General features: G+C 64.3%; 38 protein-coding genes. 3 read left to right on the forward strand and 35 right to left on the reverse strand.

Annotation, left to right across the window (positions count from 1 at the left end):
- Positions 1 to 80 precede the first annotated feature (80 nt).
- The 31 genes from rpsM to ASE59_RS20710 all read right to left on the reverse strand — a co-directional run bounded on the left by rpsM (position 81) and on the right by ASE59_RS20710 (position 19,347).
- Complete coding sequence (rpsM, locus tag ASE59_RS11680) at positions 81 to 449, reverse strand: 30S ribosomal protein S13 (RefSeq protein WP_056456243.1); 369 nt, start codon at positions 447 to 449, stop codon at positions 81 to 83.
- A gap of 352 nt (positions 450 to 801) precedes the next feature.
- Positions 802 to 1,443: an adenylate kinase gene (locus ASE59_RS11685; protein ID WP_056456245.1), complete on the reverse strand. Its 642-nt coding sequence runs from the start codon at positions 1,441 to 1,443 to the stop codon at positions 802 to 804.
- A 30-nt stretch (positions 1,444 to 1,473) separates the two neighbouring features.
- A complete protein-coding gene (secY, locus tag ASE59_RS11690) occupies positions 1,474 to 2,844 on the reverse strand; it encodes a preprotein translocase subunit SecY (protein ID WP_056456247.1) in 1,371 nt (456 codons plus the stop codon).
- Positions 2,845 to 3,085: 241 nt separating this feature from the next.
- Positions 3,086 to 3,616 carry a 50S ribosomal protein L15 gene (gene rplO, locus ASE59_RS11695; RefSeq protein ID WP_056456249.1) on the reverse strand — a complete coding sequence of 177 codons (531 nt, stop codon included), beginning with the start codon at positions 3,614 to 3,616 and terminating at the stop codon, positions 3,086 to 3,088.
- A gap of 96 nt (positions 3,617 to 3,712) precedes the next feature.
- Positions 3,713 to 3,889 carry a 50S ribosomal protein L30 gene (gene rpmD, locus ASE59_RS11700; protein ID WP_055996081.1) on the reverse strand — a complete coding sequence of 59 codons (177 nt, stop codon included), beginning with the start codon at positions 3,887 to 3,889 and terminating at the stop codon, positions 3,713 to 3,715.
- 5 nt (positions 3,890 to 3,894) lie between these two features.
- Entirely contained in the window at positions 3,895 to 4,620 is a 726-nt protein-coding gene (gene rpsE / locus ASE59_RS11705) for a 30S ribosomal protein S5 (protein WP_056456251.1), read from the reverse strand.
- Between the two features lie 3 nt (positions 4,621 to 4,623).
- The gene (gene rplR, locus ASE59_RS11710; protein ID WP_056456253.1) at positions 4,624 to 4,980 is read right to left on the reverse strand and encodes a 50S ribosomal protein L18; all 357 of its coding nucleotides are present in this window, start codon (positions 4,978 to 4,980) and stop codon (positions 4,624 to 4,626) included.
- A complete protein-coding gene (gene rplF, locus ASE59_RS11715; protein WP_056394562.1) occupies positions 4,980 to 5,513 on the reverse strand; it encodes a 50S ribosomal protein L6 in 534 nt (177 codons plus the stop codon). The genes rplR and rplF overlap by 1 nt, the downstream gene beginning before the upstream one ends.
- Positions 5,513 to 5,908, reverse strand: a complete 396-nt coding sequence (rpsH, locus tag ASE59_RS11720) for a 30S ribosomal protein S8 (RefSeq protein ID WP_033921102.1) — start codon at positions 5,906 to 5,908, stop codon at positions 5,513 to 5,515. The genes rplF and rpsH overlap by 1 nt, the downstream gene beginning before the upstream one ends.
- An 11-nt stretch (positions 5,909 to 5,919) precedes the next feature.
- Positions 5,920 to 6,225, reverse strand: coding sequence for a 30S ribosomal protein S14 (gene rpsN / locus ASE59_RS11725; RefSeq protein ID WP_055756896.1), 306 nt, complete (start codon positions 6,223 to 6,225; stop codon positions 5,920 to 5,922).
- A 60-nt stretch (positions 6,226 to 6,285) separates the two neighbouring features.
- On the reverse strand, positions 6,286 to 6,870 hold the full coding sequence (gene rplE / locus ASE59_RS11730) for a 50S ribosomal protein L5 (protein WP_055996091.1): 585 nt from the start codon (positions 6,868 to 6,870) through the stop codon (positions 6,286 to 6,288).
- Positions 6,863 to 7,177, reverse strand: a complete 315-nt coding sequence (gene rplX / locus ASE59_RS11735; protein WP_056456256.1) for a 50S ribosomal protein L24 — start codon at positions 7,175 to 7,177, stop codon at positions 6,863 to 6,865. The genes rplE and rplX overlap by 8 nt, the downstream gene beginning before the upstream one ends.
- Complete coding sequence (rplN, locus tag ASE59_RS11740) at positions 7,177 to 7,545, reverse strand: 50S ribosomal protein L14 (RefSeq protein ID WP_055996097.1); 369 nt, start codon at positions 7,543 to 7,545, stop codon at positions 7,177 to 7,179. The genes rplX and rplN overlap by 1 nt, the downstream gene beginning before the upstream one ends.
- A 360-nt stretch (positions 7,546 to 7,905) precedes the next feature.
- Positions 7,906 to 8,178 (reverse strand): 30S ribosomal protein S17, encoded by a 273-nt coding sequence (rpsQ, locus tag ASE59_RS11745; protein ID WP_055763313.1) that lies wholly within the window; start codon positions 8,176 to 8,178, stop codon positions 7,906 to 7,908.
- A gap of 11 nt (positions 8,179 to 8,189) precedes the next feature.
- Entirely contained in the window at positions 8,190 to 8,393 is a 204-nt protein-coding gene (gene rpmC / locus ASE59_RS11750) for a 50S ribosomal protein L29 (RefSeq protein WP_056456258.1), read from the reverse strand.
- 2 nt (positions 8,394 to 8,395) lie between these two features.
- The gene (gene rplP / locus ASE59_RS11755; protein WP_055790394.1) at positions 8,396 to 8,827 is read right to left on the reverse strand and encodes a 50S ribosomal protein L16; all 432 of its coding nucleotides are present in this window, start codon (positions 8,825 to 8,827) and stop codon (positions 8,396 to 8,398) included.
- 12 nt (positions 8,828 to 8,839) lie between these two features.
- The gene (gene rpsC, locus ASE59_RS11760) at positions 8,840 to 9,550 is read right to left on the reverse strand and encodes a 30S ribosomal protein S3 (protein WP_055996103.1); all 711 of its coding nucleotides are present in this window, start codon (positions 9,548 to 9,550) and stop codon (positions 8,840 to 8,842) included.
- The gene (gene rplV, locus ASE59_RS11765; RefSeq protein ID WP_056456260.1) at positions 9,550 to 9,927 is read right to left on the reverse strand and encodes a 50S ribosomal protein L22; all 378 of its coding nucleotides are present in this window, start codon (positions 9,925 to 9,927) and stop codon (positions 9,550 to 9,552) included. The genes rpsC and rplV overlap by 1 nt, the downstream gene beginning before the upstream one ends.
- Positions 9,927 to 10,205, reverse strand: a complete 279-nt coding sequence (gene rpsS / locus ASE59_RS11770) for a 30S ribosomal protein S19 (RefSeq protein WP_055996110.1) — start codon at positions 10,203 to 10,205, stop codon at positions 9,927 to 9,929. The genes rplV and rpsS overlap by 1 nt, the downstream gene beginning before the upstream one ends.
- Before the next feature lie 3 nt (positions 10,206 to 10,208).
- Complete coding sequence (gene rplB / locus ASE59_RS11775) at positions 10,209 to 11,057, reverse strand: 50S ribosomal protein L2 (RefSeq protein WP_056456262.1); 849 nt, start codon at positions 11,055 to 11,057, stop codon at positions 10,209 to 10,211.
- A 1-nt stretch (position 11,058) separates the two neighbouring features.
- Positions 11,059 to 11,376 carry a 50S ribosomal protein L23 gene (locus ASE59_RS11780; protein ID WP_056456264.1) on the reverse strand — a complete coding sequence of 106 codons (318 nt, stop codon included), beginning with the start codon at positions 11,374 to 11,376 and terminating at the stop codon, positions 11,059 to 11,061.
- Positions 11,369 to 11,995 (reverse strand): 50S ribosomal protein L4, encoded by a 627-nt coding sequence (gene rplD, locus ASE59_RS11785; protein ID WP_056456266.1) that lies wholly within the window; start codon positions 11,993 to 11,995, stop codon positions 11,369 to 11,371. The genes ASE59_RS11780 and rplD overlap by 8 nt, the downstream gene beginning before the upstream one ends.
- A 2-nt stretch (positions 11,996 to 11,997) precedes the next feature.
- Positions 11,998 to 12,723, reverse strand: a complete 726-nt coding sequence (gene rplC, locus ASE59_RS11790; protein WP_055763659.1) for a 50S ribosomal protein L3 — start codon at positions 12,721 to 12,723, stop codon at positions 11,998 to 12,000.
- Positions 12,724 to 13,046: 323 nt separating this feature from the next.
- On the reverse strand, positions 13,047 to 13,355 hold the full coding sequence (gene rpsJ, locus ASE59_RS11795) for a 30S ribosomal protein S10 (RefSeq protein ID WP_033921125.1): 309 nt from the start codon (positions 13,353 to 13,355) through the stop codon (positions 13,047 to 13,049).
- A gap of 153 nt (positions 13,356 to 13,508) precedes the next feature.
- On the reverse strand, positions 13,509 to 14,702 hold the full coding sequence (gene tuf / locus ASE59_RS11800; RefSeq protein ID WP_056456268.1) for an elongation factor Tu: 1,194 nt from the start codon (positions 14,700 to 14,702) through the stop codon (positions 13,509 to 13,511).
- 201 nt (positions 14,703 to 14,903) lie between these two features.
- Positions 14,904 to 16,997, reverse strand: a complete 2,094-nt coding sequence (fusA, locus tag ASE59_RS11805) for an elongation factor G (protein ID WP_056456270.1) — start codon at positions 16,995 to 16,997, stop codon at positions 14,904 to 14,906.
- 95 nt (positions 16,998 to 17,092) lie between these two features.
- Positions 17,093 to 17,563: a 30S ribosomal protein S7 gene (gene rpsG / locus ASE59_RS11810; RefSeq protein WP_055763657.1), complete on the reverse strand. Its 471-nt coding sequence runs from the start codon at positions 17,561 to 17,563 to the stop codon at positions 17,093 to 17,095.
- A gap of 100 nt (positions 17,564 to 17,663) precedes the next feature.
- Positions 17,664 to 18,035: a 30S ribosomal protein S12 gene (rpsL, locus tag ASE59_RS11815; RefSeq protein ID WP_055757399.1), complete on the reverse strand. Its 372-nt coding sequence runs from the start codon at positions 18,033 to 18,035 to the stop codon at positions 17,664 to 17,666.
- Positions 18,036 to 18,307: 272 nt separating this feature from the next.
- Positions 18,308 to 18,580: a hypothetical protein gene (locus ASE59_RS11820; protein ID WP_056456272.1), complete on the reverse strand. Its 273-nt coding sequence runs from the start codon at positions 18,578 to 18,580 to the stop codon at positions 18,308 to 18,310.
- 63 nt (positions 18,581 to 18,643) lie between these two features.
- Complete coding sequence (locus ASE59_RS19210) at positions 18,644 to 19,069, reverse strand: MAPEG family protein (protein WP_162235312.1); 426 nt, start codon at positions 19,067 to 19,069, stop codon at positions 18,644 to 18,646.
- 32 nt (positions 19,070 to 19,101) lie between these two features.
- The gene (locus tag ASE59_RS20710) at positions 19,102 to 19,347 is read right to left on the reverse strand and encodes a hypothetical protein (protein WP_056456275.1); all 246 of its coding nucleotides are present in this window, start codon (positions 19,345 to 19,347) and stop codon (positions 19,102 to 19,104) included.
- On the opposite strand from ASE59_RS20710, the gene ASE59_RS19215 reads away from it, so the two are divergent.
- Together ASE59_RS19215 and ASE59_RS11835 are read left to right on the forward strand one after the other, a co-directional pair.
- Positions 19,271 to 19,795, forward strand: coding sequence for a GFA family protein (locus tag ASE59_RS19215; protein ID WP_235515743.1), 525 nt, complete (start codon positions 19,271 to 19,273; stop codon positions 19,793 to 19,795). The genes ASE59_RS20710 and ASE59_RS19215 overlap by 77 nt on opposite strands.
- On the forward strand, positions 19,678 to 20,304 hold the full coding sequence (locus tag ASE59_RS11835) for a peptidylprolyl isomerase (RefSeq protein ID WP_235515744.1): 627 nt from the start codon (positions 19,678 to 19,680) through the stop codon (positions 20,302 to 20,304). The genes ASE59_RS19215 and ASE59_RS11835 overlap by 118 nt, the downstream gene beginning before the upstream one ends.
- A 30-nt stretch (positions 20,305 to 20,334) precedes the next feature.
- Here ASE59_RS11835 and ASE59_RS11840 read toward each other — a convergent pair whose 3' ends face one another.
- The 4 genes from ASE59_RS11840 to ASE59_RS11855 form a co-directional block, all read right to left on the reverse strand.
- On the reverse strand, positions 20,335 to 20,961 hold the full coding sequence (locus ASE59_RS11840) for a glutathione S-transferase family protein (RefSeq protein WP_056456279.1): 627 nt from the start codon (positions 20,959 to 20,961) through the stop codon (positions 20,335 to 20,337).
- A gap of 41 nt (positions 20,962 to 21,002) precedes the next feature.
- The gene (locus ASE59_RS11845; RefSeq protein ID WP_056456281.1) at positions 21,003 to 21,881 is read right to left on the reverse strand and encodes a dienelactone hydrolase family protein; all 879 of its coding nucleotides are present in this window, start codon (positions 21,879 to 21,881) and stop codon (positions 21,003 to 21,005) included.
- 111 nt (positions 21,882 to 21,992) lie between these two features.
- Positions 21,993 to 22,655: a DUF1013 domain-containing protein gene (locus ASE59_RS11850; protein WP_156360055.1), complete on the reverse strand. Its 663-nt coding sequence runs from the start codon at positions 22,653 to 22,655 to the stop codon at positions 21,993 to 21,995.
- 132 nt (positions 22,656 to 22,787) lie between these two features.
- Complete coding sequence (locus ASE59_RS11855) at positions 22,788 to 23,777, reverse strand: NAD(P)H-quinone oxidoreductase (RefSeq protein ID WP_056456471.1); 990 nt, start codon at positions 23,775 to 23,777, stop codon at positions 22,788 to 22,790.
- Between the two features lie 83 nt (positions 23,778 to 23,860).
- Here ASE59_RS11855 and ASE59_RS11860 point away from each other — a divergent pair, with 83 nt between their 5' ends.
- Positions 23,861 to 24,058, forward strand: a complete 198-nt coding sequence (locus tag ASE59_RS11860) for a DUF1192 domain-containing protein (protein WP_056456286.1) — start codon at positions 23,861 to 23,863, stop codon at positions 24,056 to 24,058.
- Positions 24,059 to 24,088: the final 30 nt, after the last annotated feature.

The raw sequence follows: 24,088 nt of genomic DNA on the forward strand, positions 1-24,088 counted from the left end.
GTACGGAGGCCGGGAGGCGGTCTGCCTCACACCCGCCTCCGGCGGAGAAGAAGTCAAAAACAATCCCCCGGGACTGTTTTTTACTTCTTCTTACCCGCGATCGGCTTAGCCTTACCCTTGCGGGTGCGCGCGTTGGTGTGCGTGCGCTGGCCGCGGACCGGCAGGCCCTTGCGGTGACGCAGGCCGCGATAGCAAGCCAGATCCATCAGACGCTTGATGTTCATCGCGGTCTGGCGACGCAGGTCACCTTCCACGGTGTGGTTCGCGTCGATCGCTTCGCGGATCTGGAGCACTTCCTGATCGCTCAGGTCCTGCACGCGACGCTCGGCGGTGATGCCCAGCTGATCGGTCAACTGCTTGGCCTTGGCCGGACCGATGCCGTGGATATACTGCAGCGCGATGATTACGCGCTTGTTGGTCGGGATATTAACACCCGCGATACGTGCCATGAACTAAATTCTCCCAGCTCCACGAGGCACCGCATGGCAGCGGCCCCTCATCTCGTAGCGTTGCCGCCCGTCACGCACGATCGCGGCGAACGCGCAAAAGCGCCGCCGTAACCGGTATGTCGGGGTAGTGCGCTGATACGGACCGATTCCTACCCTGTCAACCGGTGGGCGGAGCCAAATTCGGGATAGGACGTGCGCGGATCAAAGCGCGCGACTACGTCCTTCCTTACAAACGTCACCCCAGCGCAGACCGGGGTCTCCACGGGATGCACGCTACGCTCGTCCAACGGGGAGACCTCAGCCTTCGCTGGGGTGATGTATATGGCGGAGGAAGCGTGGCGCTTCCCGCCTCTTACTTGTCGAGGATCGCCGCGACCTGCGTCGTCACGTCGTCCATGTCGGCCATGCCGTCGACGCGGTGAACGATACCACGCGCCTCGTAGAGCGGCAGGATCGGCGCCGTCTTTGCCCGGTATTCGACCATGCGGGTACGCACCGTCGCCTCGTTGTCGTCGGGGCGCCGCTTGAATTCGGTCGCGCCGCACGCGTCGCACACGCCGGCCACCGCCGGCTGCTTGAAGCGGTCGTGATAGCCCGCCCCGCAATTGCCGCAGGTGAAGCGGCCGACGATCCGTTCGACCAGCGCATCCTCATCGACGACCAGTTCGATGACATGGGTCAGCTTGCGACCGCGATGTTCGAGCAGCAGGTCGAGCGCATCGGCCTGCGGCGCAGTACGCGGATAGCCGTCGAAGATCGCACCCTGGTCACCGAGCTGATCGAGCCGCTCACCGATCAGCGCCGAGACGATCGCGTCGGATACCAGTTCGCCGGCATCCATCACCGCCTTCGCCTGCAACCCGACCGGGCTGCCCGCCTTCACCGCAGCGCGCAACATGTCGCCGGTCGACAGCTGGACCATGCCGCGCGCTTCCAGACGGGCCGCCTGCGTCCCCTTGCCTGCGCCGGGCGGTCCGAGAAGGATGATATCCATAGCTTGCCCCCTTATGCCCCGATGGACCGATCAACCGCGGATGCGGTTGCCGCCCTTGAGCTTCGCCTTCTTGATGAGGTCGCCATACTGGTGCGCCAGCAAATGCGATTGGATCTGCGTCACCGTGTCCATCGTAACGTTGACCACGATGAGCAGGCTGGTGCCGCCGAGATAGAAGGGAATCGACAGTGCCGAAACCAGATATTCGGGCAACAGGCAGATGATGACCAGATAGGCCGCACCGATGACCGTGATCCGGGTCAGGACATAATCGAAATAATTCTCTGTATTCTTGCCCGGGCGGATGCCGGGGATGAACCCGCCATAGCGCTTCAGGTTGTCGGCGGTCTCTTCGGGATTGAAGACGATCGCGGTGTAGAAGAACGAGAAGAACACGATGCCCGCGCCGTACAGCAGCATGTACAGCGGTTGGCCATGCGCCAGATACTGGTTGAGCGTGATGATGAAGTCGCCCCAGCGGCTTTCCCCCGCCGTCGCCTGCCCGGCGAACTGCGTGATCGTCACCGGCATCAGCAACAGCGACGAGGCGAAGATCGGCGGAATGACGCCCGCGGTGTTGATCTTGAGCGGCAGGTGGCTGCGATCGGCCTGTACGCCGCGCGCCGTCTGACGCTTGGGATACTGGATCAGGATGCGGCGCTGCGCGCGTTCCATGAAGCAGATGAACAGGACGAGGCCGGCGACGGCGGCGATGATGCCGATCAGCGTCAGCGGGTTCATCGTACCCGAACGGCTGCCCTCGAACAGCTGGAGCAGCGTCGTTGGCAGGTGCGCGACGATGCCGGCCATGATGATCAGCGAGATGCCGTTGCCGATGCCGCGGCTGGTGATCTGCTCACCCAGCCACATCAGGAACATGGTGCCGCCGATCAACGAGATGACCGCCGCGATGCGGAAGGTCATGCCCGGCTCGATCACTGCCTGCGCTCCGGCCGAGGCGCCGAACGCTTCGAGGCCGACGGCGATGGTATAGCCCTGGATCGCGGTCAGCGCGACCGTGCCGTAGCGCGTGTACTGGTTGAGCTTCTTGCGGCCCGATTCGCCTTCCTTCTTGATGGCGGCGAGTTGCGGGCTGAGCGAGGTCGCGAGCTGCACCACGATCGACGCGGTGATATAGGGCATGACGCCCAGCGCGACGACCGACATGCGCGTCAGCGCACCGCCAGAGAAAGTGTTGAAGAAGTCGAGAACGCCGCCCTGCGTCTGGTTGGCGAGCAGGCCAAGCTGCGTCGGGTCGATGCCCGGCAGCGGCACATAGCTCAGCATGCGGAACACGATCAGCGCTCCGAGCGTAAACCACAGGCGCTTCTTCAGTTCGGTCGCCTTACCGAATTTCGACAGATTGAGATTGGTCGCAAGACCGTCTGAGGCGGCTGCCATGGATATGTCCCGAATGATGCTGGCGGGCCATCAGCCCACCCCCCGGGCGACCATATAGGGGTTGCGGCCGGGATGTCTAAGGGGTGGTTTACCCTACCCCCTTTAGTTCATCCCGTTCGGTTCGAGTAGCGATCGAGCTTGTCGAGAGCGCGTATCGAGAACGCGGTTCCGCCGGGCGGGAGTTCTCGACGGACGCTTCTCGACGATACTCGAAGCTGCTCGAACCGAGCGGGTGGGAACCTTACGCGTGTGCAGCCTTCTTGGCGGCGAGCGTTTTGCCCTTTTTGGCGGCGGCCTTTTCGTGCGCGGGGACGACTTCGATCACGGACACCGAACCACCGGCCTTTTCGACCGCTTCGATCGCCGACTTCGACGCACCGGCAACGGTGAAGGCCAACTTCACGTTCAGCTCGCCCTTGCCGAGCAGGCGGACGCCGTCCTTGCCGCCGCGGGCCAGGTTCGCTGCCTTCAGCGCGGCGTGATCGAGGGTCGCACCGGCTTCGATCTTGCCGGCGTCGACCGCCTTCTGGATCGCGCCGAGGTTCACTTCGGCATAGTCCTTGGCGAAGATGTTGTTGAAGCCGCGCTTCGGGATCCGCATGTGGAGCGGCATCTGACCGCCCTCGAAGCCGTTGATCGAGACGCCTTCGCGGCTCTTCTGGCCCTTCTGGCCACGGCCGGCGGTCTTGCCCTTGCCCGAGCCGATGCCGCGTCCGACGCGCATCTTGCTCTTGCGGGCGCCTTCGTTGTCGCGGATTTCGTTGAGTTTCATGTGTGCACTCGCTTTCGCTATGTTCGCGCTGAATAAATGAGGAAGGGGGCCGCTTAGCCCCCTTCCCCGCATTTGTCACCGGTAAAGGTAAAGGCCTCAGCCTTCGACCGACACCATGTGATGCACCTTGCGGATCATGCCGCGCACCTCGGGGGTGTCGGTCAGTTCCACGGTCTTGTGCATCTTGTTGAGGCCGAGACCGATCAGCGTTGCGCGCTGATCCTTGGTGCGGCGGATCGGCGAACCGGTCTGGGTGATCTTGACGGTAGCCATGTCGCTTACTCCACGATCGCCGCGGCGTCAGCCTCGGCGGTCTGCGATCCACCACGACCCAGCAGGTCGGCGATCTTCTTGCCGCGACGCTGAGCCACCGCCTTCGGCGACGACTGGTCGTTCAGCGCCTCGAAGGTCGCACGGATCATGTTGTACGGGTTCGACGTGCCCACCGACTTCGTCACGACATCGGCGACGCCGAGCGATTCGAAGATGGCGCGCATCGGACCGCCGGCGATGATGCCGGTACCGGCCGGAGCCGAACGCAGCGTCACGCGACCGGCACCGAAGTGACCGTTGCCGTCATGGTGCAGCGTGCGACCATCCTTGAGCGGAACGCGAACCATCGCCTTCTTGGCAGCGGCGGTCGCCTTCGAAATGGCTTCCGGCACTTCGCGCGCCTTGCCATGTCCGAAACCGACGCGACCCTTGCCGTCACCGACGACAACGAGCGCAGCAAAGCCGAAGCGCTTGCCGCCCTTAACGGTCTTCGACACGCGGTTGATGTGCACGAGCTTTTCGATCAGCTCTTCGCCACCATCGTCCGGACCGCCACGACGGTCGTCGCGCCGACCGCCACGATTGCCGTCACGGCCACCGCGACCGCCACCGGGACCACCGGGGCCGCCACGACCACGACCACCGCGCGGACCACGGCCCTGCGGCTGCTCGCCACCCTGCGTCGACTGCTCGACGGCGGGTGCTTCGGCCTGATTGTTTTCGTCAGCCATGTCTTAGAACTCCAATCCGGCTTCGCGGGCTGCCTCGGCCAGCGCCTTGACGCGGCCGTGGAACAGGAAGCCGCCACGGTCGAACACGACCTGCGTCACGCCGGCGGCCTTGGCCGCTTCCGCAACGCGGGTACCGACGCCCTTGGCGGCATCGATGTTCGCGCCCGAGGTGCCACGCACGTCCTTTTCCAGGGTCGAAGCGGCGGCAACGGTGTGACCCGCTGCGTCGTCGATGACCTGGGCATAGATGTGCTTGCCCGAACGATGGATCGACAGCCGCGCACGGCCGCCCGAACGCGCCTTCAGCGCGGTGCGATTGCGCCGACGGCGCTTCTCGAAGAGGGAGAGACCCTTGGTCATTACTTCTTCTTCCCTTCCTTGCGGAAGATGAACTCGCCGTCGTACTTGATGCCCTTGCCCTTATACGGCTCGGGCTTACGCCAACGACGGATCTCGGCAGCGATCTGACCGACCTTCTGCTTGTCGATCCCGCTGATTTCGATCGTGGTCTGATCGGGCGTCTTGATCTCGATGCCTTCCGGCACGTCGATGTTGACGTCGTGGCTGTAGCCGAGCTGCAGCTTCAGGTTCTTGCCCTGGGCCGCGGCGCGATAGCCGACGCCGGTGATCAGCAGCTTCTTGGTGAAGCCAGTGGTCACGCCGGTGATCAGGTTCTGCACGAGCGTGCGCTGCATGCCCCAGAACGCGCGAGCGCGCTTGGTTTCGTTCGCCGGCTGCACCGAAATGGTGTCGCCTTCGACGGCATAGGCGATGTCGTCGGCCAGCGGCAGCGTCAGCGTTCCCTTCGGACCCTTAACGCTCAGCTCGCGCCCTGCGATGTTGGCGGTCACGCCGGCCGGAACCGGGACTGCCTTCTTACCGATTCGGCTCATCAGAAGACCTCCGCGAGCACTTCGCCACCGACATTCTGTTCGCGCGCTTCGGCGTCGGACAGAACGCCACGCGGCGTCGAGACGATGGTGATGCCAAGGCCGTTGCGCACCTTCGGCAGTTCCTGCGAACCGGAATAGACGCGACGACCAGGCTTCGATACGCGCGCGACGTGCTTGATCGCCGGCTGGCCTTCGAAATACTTCAGCTCGATGCGGATGCCGGCCGCGGGGCCCATCTGCTCTTCGCTGTAGCCACGGATATAGCCCTCGCGCTGCAGCACGTCGAGGACACGGGCCCGCAACTTGCTGGCAGGCGTCAGGACGGAGTCCTTGCGCGCGCGCTGGCCGTTGCGGATGCGGGTGAGCATGTCACCCAAGGGATCGGTCAATGCCATTGCTGTGTTCCTTACCAGCTCGACTTCGTGACGCCGGGGATCAGGCCCTTATTGGCCAGTTCACGCAGCATGACGCGGGCGAGACGGAACTTGCGATAATAGCCGCGGGGACGCCCCGTCAGCTCGCAACGGTTGCGGATGCGGGTCGGATTCCCGTTGCGGGGAATCTCGGCCATCTTCAGCCGCGCGATCAGACGCTCGGTTTCGTCGAGCGACTGGTCGGCTGCGATCGCCTTCAGCTTCGCATATTTGGGTGCGAACTTCTTGACGAGCGCGCGACGGCGCTCGTTCTTGTTCACGGAACTCAGTTTCGCCATGGACTTAAGCTCTCTTCGTTAAAGCGCAAACCGCTCCCCGGCGAAGGGGAGCGGTATTGGTTACGCCGCCTTCTTTTCCTCGGCGCCCTCTTCCTGCGGGAAGGGGAAACCGAACAGACGCAGAAGCTCGCGAGCCTCTTCGTCGGTCTTGGCGGTGGTGGTCACGATCACATCCATGCCGCGCACCTTGTCGATGCGGTCATAGTTGATTTCGGGGAACACGATCTGTTCCTTGATGCCGCAGGCATAGTTGCCACGGCCGTCGAACGACTTCGGGTTCAGACCACGAAAGTCGCGGACGCGGGGAAGCGCGATGGTGATGAAGCGGTCGAGGAATTCGTACATCCGCTCGCGACGCAGCGTGACCTTGCAGCCGATCGCCATGCCTTCACGCAGCTTGAACTGCGCGATCGACTTCTTCGCCTTCGTGACGACAGGCTTCTGGCCGGCGATCAGTTCCATTTCGGAGCTGGCCTGCTCGACCTTCTTCTTGTCCTGCGTCGCTTCGCCAACGCCCATGTTCAGGACGATCTTGTCGAGACGCGGGATTTCCATCACGTTCTTGTAACCGAACTTCTCGGTCATCGCCTTCACGATGCGATCGTCATAGATCGACTTCATGCGCGGCGTGTACTTATCAGCCATTGATGACCTCCCCGCCCTTCACGGCGACCCGGACCTTCTTGCCGTCACGCACTTCGAAGCGCACGCGGCTCGGCTTGCCGTCGACGACATGCGCGACCTTGCTGACATGCAGCGGCGCTTCCGAACGCACCAGACCACCCTGCGGGTCGGCCTGGTTCGGCTTCTTGTGGCGAACGGCGATGTTGACGCCCGAAACGACGACCTTGCCATCCTTGGGCAGCGACTGGGTAACCTGGCCGGTCTTGCCCTTGTCCTTGCCCGACAGGACGATCACGGTGTCGCCCTTCTTGATCTTCGCAGCAGCCATTACAGCACCTCAGGGGCGAGCGAGATGATCTTCATGAAGCCCTTCGAGCGCAGCTCGCGGACCACCGGGCCAAAGATACGGGTGCCGATCGGCTCTTCGTTCTTGTTGACCAGCACGGCGGCGTTGCCGTCGAAGCGGATCACCGAACCGTCGGTGCGACGGATGTCCTTGGCAGTGCGAACGATGACGGCGCGGTGCACGTCACCCTTCTTCACGCGGCCGCGCGGAGCGGCTTCCTTGATGCTGACGACGATGACGTCGCCGACACCGGCCGTGCGGCGCTTCGAGCCGCCCAGCACCTTGATGCACTGCACCCGCTTCGCGCCGCTGTTGTCAGCGACGTCGAGATTGGATTGCATCTGGATCATGGATGCGATTCCTTCCCTATGGGGCCGATTCCGACCGGACCCCGCCTTGAAAAATGAACCCCCGGCTGCGGGCATACCGCGCCGGGGGGAGCGGCCCAATAACCGCCCCATGGCGAAAAGGCAAGCGCCCTTCCGCAGATGTTCGTGACATCCGGGTTTGACCCCGGAATTGCGTCGGGTGGGACAGTTACCCCCTTCCCCGCAGCGCTCCCCTCCCTGACAAAAGAGGGGTTGGGGGTGGGTTGGGTTGCGAGGGAACGTCACTTTCCCCGTCGGGCCTACCCACCCCCTGCCCCTCCCTTGTCAGGGAGGGGAGTATGTTGCGCTGCGCGGGAAGGACGACCACCCCACCCGTGAGGCTTACGCCTCGGCTGCGACTTCCGCCGGCGTCGCGTGGGTGTTCACCCGCTCGATCACCTTCCAGGTCTTCAGCTTCGAGATCGGCGCGGTCTCTTCGATGCGCACGGTCTCGCCTTCACGATACTCATTGCCCTCGTCATGGGCATGATACTTCTTCGAACGGCGGATGATCTTGCCGTAGAGGGGGTGCTTGACCTTCCGCTCTACCTTGACCACCACCGTCTTGTCGGTCTTGTCCGAGACGATCATCCCGGTCAGCACACGCTTCGGCATGTCTCTCGTCCTTACTTGTCGGCCGAGCGCGAACGCTCGCCCTGCAGCGTCTTGATCCGCGCGATGTCGCGACGGACTTCCTTCACGCGGGTCGGCTTTTCCAGCTGGCTGGTCGCCGCCTGGAAACGGAGGTTGAACGCCTCACGCTTCAGGCTCGACAGTTCCTCGACCAGCTGGTCGTCGCTCTTGGCGCGAAGATCGGTTGCCTTCGTCATTTTCAACCCTCCAGGTGCGAGGTGTCGCCCAGACGGGCAACGACCTTGACCGCGATCGGCAGCTTCATCGCGGCGCGCGAGAACGCCTCCGCGGCGAGCGGGCCGGGCACGCCGTCCAGTTCGAACAGGATGCGACCCGGCTTGACGCGGGCGACCCAGAATTCGGGCGAACCCTTGCCCGAGCCCATGCGGACTTCGGCAGGCTTCGACGACACCGGCAGATCCGGAAAAATCCGGATCCACAAGCGGCCTTGGCGCTTGATGTGACGCGTGATCGCGCGGCGAGCCGCCTCGATCTGGCGGGCGGTGATCCGCTCCGGCTCCATCGCCTTCAGGCCATACGACCCGAAGTTCAGCGACGTACCGCCCTTGGCATCGCCATGGATGCGGCCCTTGAAGGCCTTGCGGAACTTGGTGCGCTTTGGTTGCAGCATCTCAAATCATCCTTAGCGGCGGTGATCGTCGCGCGCGGGGCGCACGCCGGAGGTCTGGGCCTCCATCATCAGCCGGTCCTGCGCCATCGGGTCATGGCCGAGGATCTCACCCTTGAAGATCCAGACCTTGACGCCGCACACGCCATACGCGGTGTGCGCCTGTGCCTCGGCATAGTCGAGGTTAGCACGCAGCGTGTGCAGCGGAACGCGACCTTCGCGATAGCCTTCCGAACGGGCGATTTCCGCACCGCCCAGACGACCGCCGCAAGCGACGCGGATGCCGTCGGCACCCAGGCGCATCGCCGACTGCACCGCACGCTTCATGGCGCGGCGGAAAGCGATACGACGCTCGAGCTGATCGGCAATGCCCTGCGCGACGAGCTTCGCATCGATTTCCGGCTTGCGGATCTCGACGATGTTCAGCGACACGTCCGACGACGTCATCGAACCCAGCTTCTTGCGAAGCTTTTCGATGTCGGTGCCCTTCTTGCCGATGATCACACCCGGGCGGGCTGCGAAGATCGAGATGCGGCACAGCTTGGCCGGACGCTCGATCACCACCTTGGAGATCGCCGCCTGCGGCAGCGCCTTCATGATGAACTGGCGGATCTTCAGATCCTCCAGCAGCAGACGGCCATAGTCGGCGCCTTCGGCATACCAACGGCTGTCCCAGGTGCGGTTGATCTGCAGACGCAGACCGATGGGATTGGATTTGTGACCCATTACGCTTCCTCCACCTCGGACACGACGATGCGCACGCGGCTGAACGGCTTCAGGATGCGCGTCGACTTGCCGCGACCGCGGGTCGCGAAACGCTTCATCGTGATCGACTTGCCGACCGAGGCTTCCTTGACGACGAGTGCGTCGACGTCGAGGTTGTGGTTGTTTTCCGCATTCGCGATCGCCGAAGCGAGGCACTTGCGGACATCGACCGCCATCGCCTTCTTCGAGAAGGCGAGGATGTTCATCGCATCGCCGACCGGACGGTTGCGGATCAGTGCGGCGACGAGGTTCAGCTTCTGGGCCGAGCCGCGGACCTGGGTCGCGACCGCCAGAGCTTCCTTGTCACCGACGCGGCGCGGTGCTGCCTGCTTGCTCATCAGCGCTTGCCCTTCTTGTCGGCGGCGTGGCCGGGGAAGAAGCGCGTCGGCGCGAATTCGCCGAGCTTCATGCCCACCATGTCCTCGTTGACCGAAACCGGCACGAACTTGCGGCCGTTATAGACGTTGAACGTCAGGCCGACGAACTGCGGCAGGATGGTCGAACGGCGCGACCAGGTCTTGATCGGACCCGAACGGGTGCCGGCGTCCTGCGCCACTTCCGCCTTCTTCAGCAGATTGAGGTCCACGAACGGACCCTTCCATACGGAACGAGCCATCGCTTAGCCCTTCTTCTTCGCGTGACGGCTACGGATGATCATCTTATCCGTCGCCTTGTTGTGCCGCGTGCGCGCGCCCTTGGTCGGCTTGCCCCACGGGGTGACCGGGTGACGGCCGCCGGAGGTCCGGCCTTCACCACCGCCGTGCGGATGGTCGACCGGGTTCTTGGCGACGCCGCGGGTCAGCGGACGCTTGCCGAGCCAGCGGTTACGACCAGCCTTGCCCAGATTCTGGTTCTGGTTGTCGGGGTTCGACACCGCACCGATCGTCGCCATGCAGGCGGCGTGGATGTAGCGCTGCTCGCCCGAGTTCAGGCGGACGATGACCATGCCCTTGTCGCGGCCGACGACCTGCACATAGGTGCCGGCCGAACGGGCGATCTGACCGCCCTTGCCCGGCTTCATCTCGACGTTGTGGACGATCGTGCCGACCGGCACCTGGCCCAGTTCCATCGCGTTGCCCGGCTTCACGTCGGTCTTCTTGCCGGCGATCACCTTGTCGCCGACGTTCAGACGCTGCGGCGCGATGATGTAGGCGACGTTGGCCTTGCCCTCGGTCTCGCCATAGTTGACGAGCGCGATGAACGCGGTGCGGTTGGGATCATATTCGATCCGCTCCACGGTGCCTTCGACATCCCACAACCGACGCTTGAAGTCGATGATGCGATAGCGCTGCTTGTGACCGCCGGCGATGCCGCGCGAGGTCACATGGCCCTTGTTGTTGCGGCCACCCGACTTGGTCTTGCCTTCGGTCAGCGCCTTGACCGGACGACCCTTGTACAGGGCCGAACGGTCGATCAGGACCAAGCCACGCTGCGACGGCGTGGTCGGATTATATTGCTTGAGTGCCATGTTACTTGGCCCCCTCGGTAATGTCGATCGACTGGCCTTCGGCCAAGGTCACGATCGCCTTCTTGAAGTCCGAGCGAGTGTAGGGCGCGCCCTTCCACTTCTTGGTCTTGCCCTTGGTCACGATCGTGTTCACGCCGGTGACGGTGACGTTGAACAGCGCTTCGACCGCTGCCTTGATCTCCGGCTTCGACGCCTTGTTCGCGACCTTGAAGACGACGGCGTTATGCTCGGAGAGCATCGTCGACTTTTCGGTGATGTGGGGGCTAAGCACCACGTCGTAATGACGGATGTCGATAGCCGACTGCTGCTGCTTAGCCATTGAAGCGGGCCTCCAGCTTTTCGATCGCCGCGCGGGTCAGCACCAGCGTGTCGTGCTTCAGGATGTCATAGACGTTCGCGCCACCGGCGGGCAGGACATTGACCTGGCGCAGGTTGCGGGCGGCCAGCGCGAAGCTGTTCTCGACGGCATCGCCATCGATCACCAGCGACGTCTTGCCGAAGCCGAGCTTCGACAGGTTGCCGAGCAGGACCTGGGTCTTGCCGTCGGCAACCGTCAGCCCGTCGAGAACGACCAGCGAACCCGCCTTGGCATGGCTCGACAGCGCCATCTTCAGACCGAGCGCGCGAACCTTCTTGTTCAGGCCCGGGTTGAAGTCGCGGACGCGGGCGCCATGCGCCTTACCACCGCCGATGAACACCGGAGCGCGACGATCGCCGTGACGGGCGACACCGCCGCCCTTCTGGCGACCCAGCTTCTTGCCCGAACGCGCGACATCGGCGCGCTCGCGGGTGCCGCGAGCGGTGCCGCGACGCTTTTCGAGCTGCCAGGTCACGACCCGGTGCAGGATGTCCGCACGCGGATCGAGGCCGAACACCTCGTCGTTCAGCTCGATATCGCCGTTTTCGACGGCGTCGAGGGTCTGTACCTTGACCTTCATGATCAGCCCTCCTGGCCGTCGGTCGCAGCCGGTGCGGCGGCGTCGTTGCTGTTGGCGCTCTTCAGACCGGCGGGATACGGCGCGTCGGCATGGCGCGCGACCTTCACCGCGTCCTTGACCGTCAGCCAGCTGCCCTTGTGGCCGGGAACCGAACCCTTGATGAAGATCAGCCCACGCTCGACGTCCGTCGACACGACCTGCAGATTCTGCTGCGTGCGGTTACGGTCGCCCATGTGGCCGGCCATCTTCTTGTTCTTGAAGACCTTGCCCGGATCCTGACGCTGACCGGTCGAACCGTGCGAACGGTGCGAGACCGACACGCCGTGCGTCGCGCGCAGACCGCCGAAGTTCCAGCGCTTCATGGCGCCCGCAAAGCCCTTGCCCTGCGTACGGCCCGAAACGTCGACCAGCTGTCCGGCGACATAGTGATCGGCACCGATGGTGGCACCGACATCCAGCAGCGCATCGTCCGCAACCCGGAACTCGACCACGCGCGCCTTCGGGGTCACTTCGGCCTTGCCAAAATGGCCGCGCTGCGGCTTGGCGACGTTCTTCGCCTTGGCGACGCCGGCGCCGAGCTGCACCGCGACGTACCCGTCACGATCCATTTCACGACGGGCGACGACCTGCACGTCTTCCAGCTGCAGGACGGTGACGGGCACGTGGCGCCCATCGTCCTGGAACAGCCGGGTCATACCCATTTTCTTCGCGATCACACCAGTACGCATGACCAACTCCTCCAACAGAGGCTCGTCTTGACGACGAGCTTGCCTAACGAAAAAGGCCCGGCGCGCGGTCACCCGCCTCCGAAGCCCCAGCCCTTGCGATCTGCACGCCCCCGCCAGGGCCAGACATCGCCGATATTCCCCCACCGAAGGGCTGCATCGACGATAGCGGGGACGCGGACAACGGCACCTTGCCCAAGAGCGCGGTGCCGTTCGGTATCCCTGTGGTTGCTTTCCCGGCCTCTACCGCCGCTGTTCAGAACGAACCGGCGGGAAGCGAAAGCGCGACGCAGGGCGGAATCACCCTACGTCGCGGAAGCCGGCTATTACGCCAGCTTGATCTCTACGTCCACCCCTGCCGCGAGGTCGAGCTTCATGAGCGCGTCGACGGTCTGCGGGGTCGGCTGCACGATATCGAGCAGACGCTTGTAGGTGCGGGTCTCGAACTGCTCGCGCGACTTCTTGTCGATGTGCGGGCCACGGTTGACCGTGAACTTGTCGATGTGCGTGGGCAGCGGAATCGGTCCACGGATCAGGGCGCCGGTGCGACGCGCGGTGTCGGCGATGTCGCCGGCCGCCTGGTCGAGCACGCGATGGTCGAACGCCTTCAGGCGAATACGGATATTGTTGTCCATGGTCCTACCGATGCGAAAGAGCGGGCCGTTGGGACGGCTCTTGATTAACAACGAATGGCTTAGTGGAAACCCCAGCTACAAGCGGGGTGCCCTCATTAAATAGCAAATGGCGGCCCCCGTCTCCGGGGACCGCCACCTGATCGAGTCGCTATATTACTTGTCGATGCCGCTGACAACCCCTGCGCCGACGGTACGACCGCCTTCACGGATGGTGAAGCGCTGGCCGACGTCCATGGCGATCGGTGCGATCAGCTTCACGCCCAGCGCGACTTCGTCGCCCGGCATGACCATTTCGGTGCCTTCCGGCAGTTCGATGGTGCCGGTCACGTCGGTCGTGCGGAAGTAGAACTGCGGACGATAGTTGGCGAAGAACGGTGTGTGACGGCCACCTTCGTCCTTCGACAGAACGTACACCGACGACTGGAAGTCGGTGTGCGGGGTGATCGAACCCGGCTTCGCCAGAACCTGACCACGCTCCACTTCGTCACGGGCAACGCCGCGGATCAGCGCGCCGATGTTGTCGCCGGCCTGGCCCTGGTCGAGCAGCTTGCGGAACATTTCGACGCCGGTAACGACGGTCTTGCGGACCGATTCGTGGATGCCGACGATTTCGACTTCTTCGCCGACCTTGACGATGCCGGTTTCGACGCGGCCGGTGACCACGGTGCCACGACCCGAGATCGAGAACACGTCTTCGATCGGCATCATGAACGGCTTGTCCAGCGGACGTTCCGGCTGCGGGATCGACTCGTCGACCGCCTTCATCAGTTCCAGGATGGCTTCCTGGCCCAGCTTGGCGTCCGAACCCGACAGGGCGCAGGTGGCCGAGCCACGGATGATCGGAATGTTGTCGCCGTCGAATTCACGCTTCGACAGTTCTTCGCGGATTTCCATTTCGACGAGTTCGAGGATTTCCTCGTCGTCGACCAGATCAACCTTGTTCAGGAACACGACCATGGTGGGAACGCCGACCTGCTTGGCGAGCAGGATGTGCTCCTTGGTCTGCGGCATCGGGCCGTCGGTGGCCGACACGACCAGGATCGCGCCGTCCATCTGCGCGGCGCCGGTGATCATGTTCTTCACATAATCGGCGTGGCCGGGACAGTCGACGTGCGCATAGTGGCGGTTGGCGGTCTCATACTCGACGTGCGCGGTCGAGATGGTGATGCCGCGCTCGCGCTCTTCCGGGGCCTTGTCGATGTTGGCGAAATCGACGGCGACGCCGCCCATCGTGTCCGCCAGCACCTTCGTGATCGCGGCGGTCAGCGAGGTCTTGCCGTGGTCGACGTGACCGATGGTGCCGATGTTGAGGTGCGGCTTGTTCCGCTCGAATTTTGCCTTAGCCATTTTCCTACCTTCTGATTCGAATTCGGTGCCGCCGGGGCCACGCGAACGCGGCCCTTTAGCGGGTGTTGTTTCGTAATGCCAGCCCCCGAACCGGGGACGGGACGACGAAGTAAATTCGTCGTCGGACGGGACGGTCTGGTGACCGCCCCGCCGGCCGGCCTTTCGGCGTCTCGGAGCTAAGCTGCCTTAGCTCCGTGCGCCTCAGGCCATCTTCGCCTTCACTTCGTCAGCAACATTCTGCGGCACTTCGTCATAGTGCGAGAACTGCATCGAGTATTGCGCGCGGCCCTGCGTGAACGAGCGGAGCTGGTTCACATAGCCGAACATGTTGGCGAGCGGGACCATCGCTTCGACGGTCTGCGCGTTGCCGCGGCTGTCGGTGCCCTGGATCTGGCCACGACGGCTGTTCATGTCGCCGATGACGTCGCCCAGATAGTCTTCCGGGGTCACGACCTCGACCTTCATGATCGGCTCGAGCAGCTTGATGCCGGCCTTCTGGGCCGCTTCGCGCATCGCGCCACGCGCGCAGATTTCGAACGCCAGCGCCGACGAGTCGACGTCATGGTACTTGCCGTCGATCAGGTGCACTTCGAAGTCGATGATCGGGAAGCCGATCAGCGAACCGGTCAGTGCGGTCTCGCGCATGCCCTTTTCCACCGACGGGATATATTCGCGCGGGATGTTGCCGCCCTTGATCTCGTCGAAGAACTGGTAGCCCGTGCCGCGCTCGCCCGGAATGACCTTCACCTTGACTTCGCCGAACTGGCCCGAGCCACCCGACTGCTTCTTGTGGGTGTAGGTCAGCTCGACCGGCTTGGCGAGATATTCGCGATACGCCACCTGCGGCGCACCGACATTTGCCTCGACCTTGAACTCGCGCTTCATGCGATCGACGAGGATTTCGAGGTGAAGTTCACCCATGCCCTTGATGATCGTCTGGCCCGATTCGTGATCAGTCGACACGCGGAACGAGGGATCCTCGGCAGCCAGGCGGTTGAGCGCGATGCCCATCTTTTCCTGGTCGGCCTTGGTCTTCGGTTCCACCGACAGCTCGATGACGGGTTCCGGGAACTCCATCCGCTCAAGGATGATCGGATTGGACGCGTCGCACAGCGTATCGCCGGTCGTCGTTTCCTTCAGACCCGCGATGGCGACGATGTCACCCGCACGCGCCTCGTCGATGTCCTCACGCGAGTTCGCGTGCATGAGGAGCATACGGCCGATCTTTTCCTTCTTGTCCTTCACCGAGTTCAGGTAGCTGCCCTTGGTCAGCGTACCCGAATAGATGCGGGCGAAGGTCAGCGAGCCGACGAACGGATCGTTCATGATCTTGAACGCCAGCAGCGACAGCGGCGCGGTGTCCGACGCCGGACGCGAATCCGGGGTCTCGCCGTCGAGCTTCACGCCCTGCACGTCCGGAATGTCGAGCGGCGAAGGCAGATAGTCGACGACCGCGTCGAGCAGCGGCTGCACGCCCTTGTTCTTGAACGCCGAGCCGCAGACGATCGGCACGAAGTTCATCGCCAGCGTACCCTTGCGGATCAGCTTCTTCAGATCGGCGACCGACGGTTCATTGCCTTCGAGATAGGCTTCCATCAGGTCGTCGTCCTGCTCGACGGCCATTTCGATCAGGTCGCTGCGATACTTCGCGGCCTTTTCCTTCAGATCGTCCGGAATGTCCTGATATTCGAACTTCGCGCCCAGCGACTCTTCGAGCCAGATGATCGCGCGGTTCTCGACCAGGTCGACGAGGCCCTTGAAACCGCCTTCGATACCGATCGGGAGATACAGGACCGCCGGGCGGGCGCCCAGACGTTCGATGATCGAGTCGACGCAGAAGTAGAAGTCGGCGCCGGTGCGGTCGAGCTTGTTGACGAAGCACATGCGCGGCACGCCGTACTTGTCGGCCTGACGCCACACGGTTTCCGACTGCGGCTCAACGCCAGCGACGCCGTCGAAGCAAGCGACCGCGCCGTCGAGCACGCGCAGCGAACGCTCGACTTCGATCGTGAAGTCGACGTGGCCCGGCGTGTCGATGATGTTGATCAGGTGCTCTTCACCCTTGCCCTCTTCCGCGCGCCACTTGCAGGTGGTCGCCGCCGAGGTGATGGTGATGCCGCGTTCCTGCTCCTGCTCCATCCAGTCCATGGTGGCGGTGCCTTCGTGCACTTCGCCGATCTTGTAGGACTTGCCGGTGTAGTAAAGAATACGCTCGGTGGTGGTCGTCTTACCGGCGTCGATGTGCGCCATGATGCCGATGTTGCGATACCGTTCGAGCGGATGGCTGCGGGCCATGATCGTGCTTCCTTAGCAATGTGGGGAGCGAGGCATGACGCCCGCTCCCCACGATATAGTCGGTTGCGTCAGCGGTGAAAAGCCACCGCCGAGACTTACCAGCGGTAGTGCGAGAAGGCGCGGTTCGCTTCCGCCATGCGGTGCGTGTCTTCGCGCTTCTTCACCGCGTTGCCGCGGTTGTTGGCAGCGTCCATCAGTTCGCCCGACAGGCGTGCCGACATGGTGTTCTCGCTGCGATTGCGGGCCGAAGCGATCAGCCAGCGGATGGCGAGCGCCTGGGCGCGTTCGAAGCGGACTTCGACCGGCACCTGATAGGTCGCGCCGCCGACGCGGCGGCTGCGGACTTCGATGTTCGGCTTCACGTTGTTCAGCGCATCGTGGAACACGCCCAGCGGATCGCGCTTCGCGCGGCTCTCGACGGTTTCGAATGCCGAATAGACGATGCCTTCGGCGACGGACTTCTTGCCGTCCAGCATCACCGAATTCATGAACTTGGTCAGAACCTCATCCCCGTATACGGGATCAGGCAGGATTTCCCGCTTTTCGGGACGACGACGACGAGCCATCAGATATTCCTTCAATCTTCAGCCGGTTCCCGAACCCGTCGGGGGCTTACTGGGGGTAGATGGACCTCATGTCCGCACTGGCGATCAGCGCGGCACGGGATCACTTCGGACGCTTGGCGCCGTACTTCGAACGCGACTGGCGGCGATCCTTGACACCCTGCGTATCGAGCACGCCGCGCAGGACGTGGTAGCGAACGCCGGGAAGATCGCGCACACGACCGCCGCGGATCAGCACGACCGAGTGCTCCTGGAGGTTGTGGCCTTCACCCGGGATGTAGCTGATGACTTCGCGCTGGTTGGTCAGGCGAACCTTGGCCACCTTGCGCAGAGCCGAGTTCGGCTTCTTCGGGGTCGTCGTGTAGACGCGGGTGCAGACACCGCGCTTCTGCGGGTTCTGGTCCATCGCAGGGACCTTCGACTTGGCCTTCTGCGGTTCGCGGCCCTTGCGGACCAGCTGGTTGATCGTCGGCATGAAGCCCTTCACCTTATCTTGCGGTTACTTTGCCGGAGCCGTTCCTGTCAGAAATGCGCAAAGGCCACGTGGGCGCTAACCCTCGGGGCCGATGTCTCCAGCAATGTTCAGCTCTTTGAACCCACATGCAGGCCAGTGACGGCTACGACGCCGACCCAGCGGGACGCGCGGCCTATACAGACGCACCCCGGCCCGGTCAATGGGACCGACATGCGAACGGGCGACGCAGGGGATACCCTACGCCGCCCGCCGGTCCGGCCGATGCCGGGCGATCAGTTCGCGGTGTTGCCCATCGTCGCGTTCATTGCGTCGGGGGTGTTGCCCATCATCGCGTCGCCGGCCGTCGTCACCGAATTGGCCTCGGTCTCCATCGGGTTGATCGCGATCATCTCATTCCCCGCCTCGCCATCGTTGCGGAAGGCGGCGTTGGCATAGACGTCGTTCGACACGACGTTCGCGTCGTTGGTGGTCGTAATCTCTTGCCCACCGCAGGCGCCGAGCAGCGCGAGGACGGGCAGAGCGGCAGCGGCGGCGAAGCGGGTCATGGCAGTCTCCGATGGGATTTTCGGGTCAACGTCACAGCCCCCGCCCCGTTCCGCCTGGGTCCGTCAGCGCGCGGAGAAGCCGATATCGATCGCGAACCCGATCCACATTGCCGCCAGAATGCCGGTCGAAACGAGGAACAGCGCGAATCGCAGCCGCACGCGCCCCGCGAGATGCGCGATGCTGTGCCCCGCCCGCAGCGCGACATAGGTCCACGCCAGCACGACCTGCGCCAACCCCGCCAGCCCGGTCATCAACAGCAACGGCACGAGCGCGAAATACATCACCGGCAGTTCGAACAGGTTGGCGAGATTGGCGGCGGGACGTTCGACCGACCGGAAATAGGCGCGACTAGCGTCCGCATCGGCAAAGTCGCGCGCGGTCGGCGGTTGTCGGCGCATGTGCCCGACCCGCGCCCGCAACAGCGTAATGCTGACGATAAAGACGAGCGCGACCAACGCAAAGGTCGGCCATAGGATCGCCCGCGTCATCATCATCGCCATCCCCATGCTTCGTGATCGATTTACCCCAGCGGACCGGCGGCGTACATCGGGTGGCCCGACCCATCCCAGAGGAAGATGATGACCCCTGCCCTGCCGATCGAAGGTGGTTGCCGTTGCGGACAGGTACGGTTCCGGGTCGATACCGCGCCGATGTTCACCATGGCGTGCCATTGTCGCGGATGCCAGCAGATGAGCGGCAGCGCCTTCTCGCTGAACGTCGCGGTGCCGAGCGCCGCACTTACGGTCGTCGCGGGCGAAACCGTCATCGGCGGACTGCACGGCGCGCAGATTCGCCATCATCACTGCGACCATTGCAAAAGCTGGCTGTTCACGCGGATCGAACCCGACCCCGGTTTCGCCAACGTCCGCGTCGGCGCGCTGGATGATCCCACGCCCTTCGCTCCGTTCATCGAGACGTGGACCGACGAAGCGTTGTCATGGGCGACGACCCGCGCGCCATCGCTATCCGCAGTTCCCGCCGCCCGAGGCGTTCGAACCGTTGCTGGCCGAGTTTGCCGCAAGCCAAAGCGGCTGACGCGCTTTCACCGGACGGCGCCGGGCGATAGGAAGCGGCGATGCGTATCCTGCTTGCCCTGTTGCTGCTGGCCTTTGCCGCGCCGGCATCCGCCCAGTCCGCCACCCGTGCCACGCCCGGCTATGTCCGGGTCCGGTTCGACACCTCGGCCGGGCCGATCATCGTCGCGCTCGATGTGAAGCGCACGCCGGCGACGTCGCGGAACTTCCTCGCCTATGTCGATGACGGGCGGTTCGACGGCACGGTCTTCTACCGATCCGCACGGCGCAAGGCCGACCCGTCGCTCGGCTTCGTACAGGGCGGCATCCGCACCGATGCACGACGCATCCTGCCGCCCTTCCCGCACGAGCGCACCGACAAGACCGGCGTCCGCCACGTCGACGGTGCGATCTCGATGGCACGGCGGCCCGAACCCAATTCGGCGGGCGGCAATTTCGTGCTGCTGGTCGGGGCGATGCCAAGCATGGACGCCAAAGGCGATTTTCTCGGCTATGCCGCGTTCGGCCGGGTGGTCGGCGGCATGCCGACGGTCAAACGCATCCTCGCCAAGCCGACCGGCGGCGGATCGGACGCGATGAAGGGGCAGATGATCCTCGACCCGATCCGCATCGTGCGCGCAAGGCGCTTGGACGGGACGCCGAAACCGACCGGCGGGCCGAAACCGTGGCTGATCGACGTTCGGCGCTGAGTTTGCCTCTTCCGTTCGTAAAGCTCGAAATTACCCCGCCGCCTGCATCTCCGCCATCGCCGCATCGTCCAGTTCGCTCGCCCGTTTGTGCGCCGGACGATCGGCGAGCCGCCCGATATAGGCCATGAACGCGTCCAGCTTCGGCAGCGTGCCGAACTGCGCCCCCCACATCACATGCGACCCCACATAGACATCGGCGGCGGTGAAGCGCTCGCCCGCGATATAGGGGTGCGCCGATACTGCGGCTTCGAGTACCGACACCACCCGGTCATAATCGCCATAGCCGACCATACGCTGCTGATCGTCGGTCGGCGTTACCCCCAGCGACCGGTTGGTGATCGCCTGTTCGAGCGGCCCGGCCGCGAAGAACATCCAGCGATAATAATTGGCACGCTCGTCCGCCGCCGGAGCAAGGCCGGCATTGGGAAAGGCGTCGGCGAGATAGGCGCAGATCGCGGCGCATTCGGTGACGGTGCGACCGTCATGGACGATCGCCGGCACCTTCCCCATCGGGTTGATCGCCAGATAGGCGTCGGCCTTCATCGTGCCGCCATAGCCGAGGACTTCGGTCGTATAGTCCGCGCCGACCTCTTCCAGCATCCAGCGCGCGATCCGTCCGCGCGACATCGGGTTGGTGTACAGCGTCAGTCCGGCCATGGCGTATTTCCCCTGCAATTCGATAGGAACAAAGATGGAACCTATCCGCGCTTCGCGTCAAGTTCGCGATGCAGGAAAGTGGTCGTCCGCTCCCATGCCAGCTTCGCCGCCGCCGCATCGTAGCGCATCGCCGAGGTGTCGTTGTTGAAGGCGTGATCGACGCCCGGATAGACATGGGTCGTCGCATCCTTGCCAGCCTTGCGCAGCGCCTCGCCCCACGGCAGCGCGGTCGCATTCACCCGTGCATCCTTTTCGGCGAGTTGCAGCATCAGTGCGGCGCGGACCTTGCCTGCCTCTGCCGGATCGGGCGCCGGACCGTAATAGCTGACCCCGGCGGTCAGCGCCGGATCGGCCACCGCCAGCCGGTTGACGAACGCCCCGCCCCAACAGAAGCCGACCGCGCCGGTACGGGTGCCGCCGCGCTCGCCGCGAGCCTTGGTGAGGAACGACTTCGCCTGCGCCAGCGCGAGGTCATAGTCGATCGTGCCGATCAGTACGCGGGCGCGATCCTCGTCGGTCGGTGTTCCACCCTGCGGCGCGAGGAAATCGGGGGCGATGGCACGGAAGCCCGCCAGTCCGACGCGGCGCGCGACATCCTCGATATGCGCGTTCAGCCCACGATTTTCGTGGATGACCAGCACGATCGGCAACGGCCGCTTCATGTCCTTCGGCGCCGCAAAATAAGCGGTGGCGGGTTTGCCTGCTTCGGTGCCGCTACGCTTCGCGGTGTCGAGCCGCGGATCGGTCGGCGCAATCTGCTGCGCGGCAGCCGGCGAGGCCGCAATGCCCGCGATCAGCGCTTCGGCAGCGGCGGCCGATCCGGCCAGCGCCACCATTTCCGCCATGAAGGCGCGCCGGTCGCGATGGTCGTGGGTAAAGGCGTCGTAAAGCGCGATCGCGCGGGCACGAAGGTCGGACATGGCTGCTCACTCCCGATGGGACAGCGGCAGCCTAACCGATTGACCCCGATACGCAAACGGCCCCGCCGCTCGATGCGAGCGACTGGGCCGTCCAGACCGTTCGGGTGCGGCTTAGCGCTTGAACGGATCGAAGAACGAGGGCGAAACCTCGGGCAGTTCGCCGCGCTCGGCCAGTTCGGCGTCGCGCGCCGCCTGGGTCCGTTCGTTGCGAAGCTGTTCGATCAGCGCCTCGCGGTCACCTTCCAGCCGGGTGTCGGTCGGCGCCTCGATGCCGGCGGCCTTCGCCGCCTTGCCGACCAGCGCGTCGAGTTCGCGCTGCGAGCACAGGCCGAGCGTCACCGGATCCTTCGGCACGATGTTGCCGATGTTCCAATGGGTGCGGTCGCGGATCGCGGCGATGGTCGTACGGGTGGTGCCGATCAGCTTGCCGATCGCGCCGTCACTGATTTCCGGGTGGTTGCGGATGATCCACGCGATGCCGTCCGGCTTGTCCTGCCGCTTGCTGACCGGGGTGTAGCGCGGCCCCTTGGTCCGGCGGACCTGTTCCGGCCCCTTCATCATGATCAGGCGATAGTCGGGGTTCTTCTGCCCCTTCTCGATCTCTTCCATCGTCAGTTCGTGCGCGCGCACCGGATCGCGGCCGGTCAGCTTGGTCGCGGCGGTATCGTCGGCGATCGCCTGCACTTCGAGGACGTGCAGGCCACAGAAATCGGCGATCTGCGGAAAGGACAAGGCGGTGTTGTCGACCAGCCAGGAAGCGGTCGCGTGCGGCATCAGCGGCTGGGCCACGACGGGTCTCCGAAATAGAAAGGGCCGCCCAAACCGGGCGGCCACGTTGGATACGGACTTAGTACCGCTGGCCGCAAAGGGCAAGCGGTCGCAGGATTTGGCGATGTACCGCGCGGTTCAGGCGGCGTCGGCGATGGTCAGCACGATCTTGCCGACATGATCGCCCGCTTCCATCCGGCGATGCGCCTCATCCGCTCGGTCGAGCGGAAAGGTCTTGTCGATCACCGGACGCAGCCGCCCCGCCTCGATATGCGGCCATACGGTGCGCGACAGTTCGTCGGCGACCATTTCCTTGAACGCCGCGTCACGCGCGCGCAGCGTCGACCCGGTCAGGATCAGGCGACGGCGCATGATATCCCACAGCGGCACGGTGGCACTCGCCCCGCCCTGCACCGCGATCGAGACGTGGCGGCCACCCTCGGCCAGACACTTGATGTTTCGGGGCACATAATCGCCACCGACCATGTCGAGCACGACGCTGACGCCCTTGCCACCGGTGATCTCGGCGACGCACTCGACGAAATCCTCGGTGCGGTAATTGATCGCGTGTGCCGCACCCAGGTCGAGTGCCGCCTGCGCCTTCGCATCGCTGCCGACGGTGACGATGACCTCCAGACCGAAGACGCGCCCGAGCAGGATCGCCATCGTGCCGATGCCGCTGGTGCCGCCATGGATCAGCACCGTGTCCCCCTCCGCCGCGTAACCGCGTTCGAACAGGTTGGTCCACACCGTGAACAGGGTTTCGGGCAAGGCCGCCGCTTCGACCATCGACAATGCTTTGGGCACGGGCAGACACTGACCGGCCGGCACCGTGGCATATTCGGCATAGCCCCCGCCCGCCAGCAACGCACAGACCGGCTGGCCCAGCCAGTGCGGCTCGACCCCCTCGCCCAAGCCTACGACCTCGCCCGCAATCTCCAGACCGGGGATGGACGGCGCGCCGGGCGGCGGCGGATAACCGCCGGTCCGTTGCAGGACGTCGGGCCGGTTGACCCCGGCGGCGGCGATCCGGATCAGCACCTCGCCCTGTGCCGGGCGCGGCGTGGGACGCTCGACGATCGTCAGAACCTCCGGACCGCCGGGTTCGGCCGGATCGATCGCACGCATCGCCGCTGGTACATCCATATAGTCGTTCCCCTGCACGGCGGCGTTATTGACATCGACGGCCACAGGGTCAACGCTGCATCGCGATGGAACCCGACGAAAATGTTAACCATGTTCGTGGCAACCTGCTCGCCATGCTGTTGCGCGAGGATCTCGACCCGTTGTCACAAGACGAGCTGACCGCGCGTATCGCCGCGCTGGAGAGCGAAATCGCGCGATGCCGTGCGCGAATCGACGCGGCGCGCAGCCACCGGGCCAGCGCCGATGCGCTGTTCCGGTCATGAGATGGTCCGCTCCCCTGCTTGATGCCGGGC

It is taken from the genome of Sphingomonas sp. Leaf10 (genome assembly GCF_001421245.1).
Lineage (GTDB): Bacteria > Pseudomonadota > Alphaproteobacteria > Sphingomonadales > Sphingomonadaceae > Sphingomonas.

Excerpts from the sequence above, each read along its gene's own strand:
- ASE59_RS11840 (WP_056456279.1), bottom strand. The coding sequence starts at position 20,961 with ATGGCCGGACTGACGCTGTACACCAACCCGATGTCGCGCGGACGGATC.
- fusA (WP_056456270.1), bottom strand. The coding sequence starts at position 16,997 with ATGGCCCGCAGCCATCCGCTCGAACGGTATCGCAACATCGGCATCATG.
- rpsM (WP_056456243.1), bottom strand. The coding sequence starts at position 449 with ATGGCACGTATCGCGGGTGTTAATATCCCGACCAACAAGCGCGTAATC.
- rpsH (WP_033921102.1), bottom strand. The coding sequence starts at position 5,908 with ATGGCATTGACCGATCCCTTGGGTGACATGCTCACCCGCATCCGCAAC.
- rplO (WP_056456249.1), bottom strand. The coding sequence starts at position 3,616 with ATGAAACTCAACGAAATCCGCGACAACGAAGGCGCCCGCAAGAGCAAG.
- rpsN (WP_055756896.1), bottom strand. The coding sequence starts at position 6,225 with ATGGCGAAACTGAGTTCCGTGAACAAGAACGAGCGCCGTCGCGCGCTC.
- rplE (WP_055996091.1), bottom strand. The coding sequence starts at position 6,870 with ATGGCTGATAAGTACACGCCGCGCATGAAGTCGATCTATGACGATCGC.
- rpsJ (WP_033921125.1), bottom strand. The coding sequence starts at position 13,355 with ATGGACAACAATATCCGTATTCGCCTGAAGGCGTTCGACCATCGCGTG.
- rplX (WP_056456256.1), bottom strand. The coding sequence starts at position 7,177 with ATGGCTGCTGCGAAGATCAAGAAGGGCGACACCGTGATCGTCCTGTCG.
- rplR (WP_056456253.1), bottom strand. The coding sequence starts at position 4,980 with ATGACCAAGGGTCTCTCCCTCTTCGAGAAGCGCCGTCGGCGCAATCGC.
- rplN (WP_055996097.1), bottom strand. The coding sequence starts at position 7,545 with ATGATCCAGATGCAATCCAATCTCGACGTCGCTGACAACAGCGGCGCG.
- rpsS (WP_055996110.1), bottom strand. The coding sequence starts at position 10,205 with ATGGCTCGTTCCGTATGGAAGGGTCCGTTCGTGGACCTCAATCTGCTG.
- tuf (WP_056456268.1), bottom strand. The coding sequence starts at position 14,702 with ATGGCTAAGGCAAAATTCGAGCGGAACAAGCCGCACCTCAACATCGGC.
- rplV (WP_056456260.1), bottom strand. The coding sequence starts at position 9,927 with ATGAGCAAGCAGGCAGCACCGCGCCGCGTCGGTGACAAGGAAGCTCTG.
- rpmD (WP_055996081.1), bottom strand. The coding sequence starts at position 3,889 with ATGGCTACCGTCAAGATCACCCAGACCGGTTCGCCGATCCGCCGCACC.
- ASE59_RS19210 (WP_162235312.1), bottom strand. The coding sequence starts at position 19,069 with ATGACGCGGGCGATCCTATGGCCGACCTTTGCGTTGGTCGCGCTCGTC.
- rplB (WP_056456262.1), bottom strand. The coding sequence starts at position 11,057 with ATGGCACTCAAGCAATATAATCCGACCACGCCGTCGCAGCGTGGCTTG.
- rpsL (WP_055757399.1), bottom strand. The coding sequence starts at position 18,035 with ATGCCGACGATCAACCAGCTGGTCCGCAAGGGCCGCGAACCGCAGAAG.
- rplD (WP_056456266.1), bottom strand. The coding sequence starts at position 11,995 with ATGAAGGTCAAGGTACAGACCCTCGACGCCGTCGAAAACGGCGATATC.
- rpsG (WP_055763657.1), bottom strand. The coding sequence starts at position 17,563 with ATGGCTCGTCGTCGTCGTCCCGAAAAGCGGGAAATCCTGCCTGATCCC.
- ASE59_RS11780 (WP_056456264.1), bottom strand. The coding sequence starts at position 11,376 with ATGGCTAAGCAGCAGCAGTCGGCTATCGACATCCGTCATTACGACGTG.
- rplF (WP_056394562.1), bottom strand. The coding sequence starts at position 5,513 with ATGAGCCGAATCGGTAAGAAGGCAGTCCCGGTTCCGGCCGGCGTGACC.
- ASE59_RS20710 (WP_056456275.1), bottom strand. The coding sequence starts at position 19,347 with ATGACGGTTTCGCCCGCGACGACCGTAAGTGCGGCGCTCGGCACCGCG.
- ASE59_RS11845 (WP_056456281.1), bottom strand. The coding sequence starts at position 21,881 with ATGTCCGACCTTCGTGCCCGCGCGATCGCGCTTTACGACGCCTTTACC.
- rpsC (WP_055996103.1), bottom strand. The coding sequence starts at position 9,550 with ATGGGTCACAAATCCAATCCCATCGGTCTGCGTCTGCAGATCAACCGC.
- rpmC (WP_056456258.1), bottom strand. The coding sequence starts at position 8,393 with ATGACGAAGGCAACCGATCTTCGCGCCAAGAGCGACGACCAGCTGGTC.
- rplC (WP_055763659.1), bottom strand. The coding sequence starts at position 12,723 with ATGCGTACTGGTGTGATCGCGAAGAAAATGGGTATGACCCGGCTGTTC.
- ASE59_RS11820 (WP_056456272.1), bottom strand. The coding sequence starts at position 18,580 with ATGACCCGCTTCGCCGCCGCTGCCGCTCTGCCCGTCCTCGCGCTGCTC.
- ASE59_RS11855 (WP_056456471.1), bottom strand. The coding sequence starts at position 23,777 with ATGCGTGCGATCGATCCGGCCGAACCCGGCGGTCCGGAGGTTCTGACG.
- rpsE (WP_056456251.1), bottom strand. The coding sequence starts at position 4,620 with ATGGCTGACGAAAACAATCAGGCCGAAGCACCCGCCGTCGAGCAGTCG.
- rpsQ (WP_055763313.1), bottom strand. The coding sequence starts at position 8,178 with ATGCCGAAGCGTGTGCTGACCGGGATGATCGTCTCGGACAAGACCGAC.
- ASE59_RS19215 (WP_235515743.1), top strand. The coding sequence starts at position 19,271 with ATGAGCGGCAGCGCCTTCTCGCTGAACGTCGCGGTGCCGAGCGCCGCA.
- rplP (WP_055790394.1), bottom strand. The coding sequence starts at position 8,827 with ATGCTGCAACCAAAGCGCACCAAGTTCCGCAAGGCCTTCAAGGGCCGC.
- ASE59_RS11685 (WP_056456245.1), bottom strand. The coding sequence starts at position 1,443 with ATGGATATCATCCTTCTCGGACCGCCCGGCGCAGGCAAGGGGACGCAG.
- ASE59_RS11850 (WP_156360055.1), bottom strand. The coding sequence starts at position 22,655 with ATGCCGCACGCGACCGCTTCCTGGCTGGTCGACAACACCGCCTTGTCC.
- secY (WP_056456247.1), bottom strand. The coding sequence starts at position 2,844 with ATGGCAGCCGCCTCAGACGGTCTTGCGACCAATCTCAATCTGTCGAAA.
- ASE59_RS11860 (WP_056456286.1), top strand. The coding sequence starts at position 23,861 with ATGGAACCCGACGAAAATGTTAACCATGTTCGTGGCAACCTGCTCGCC.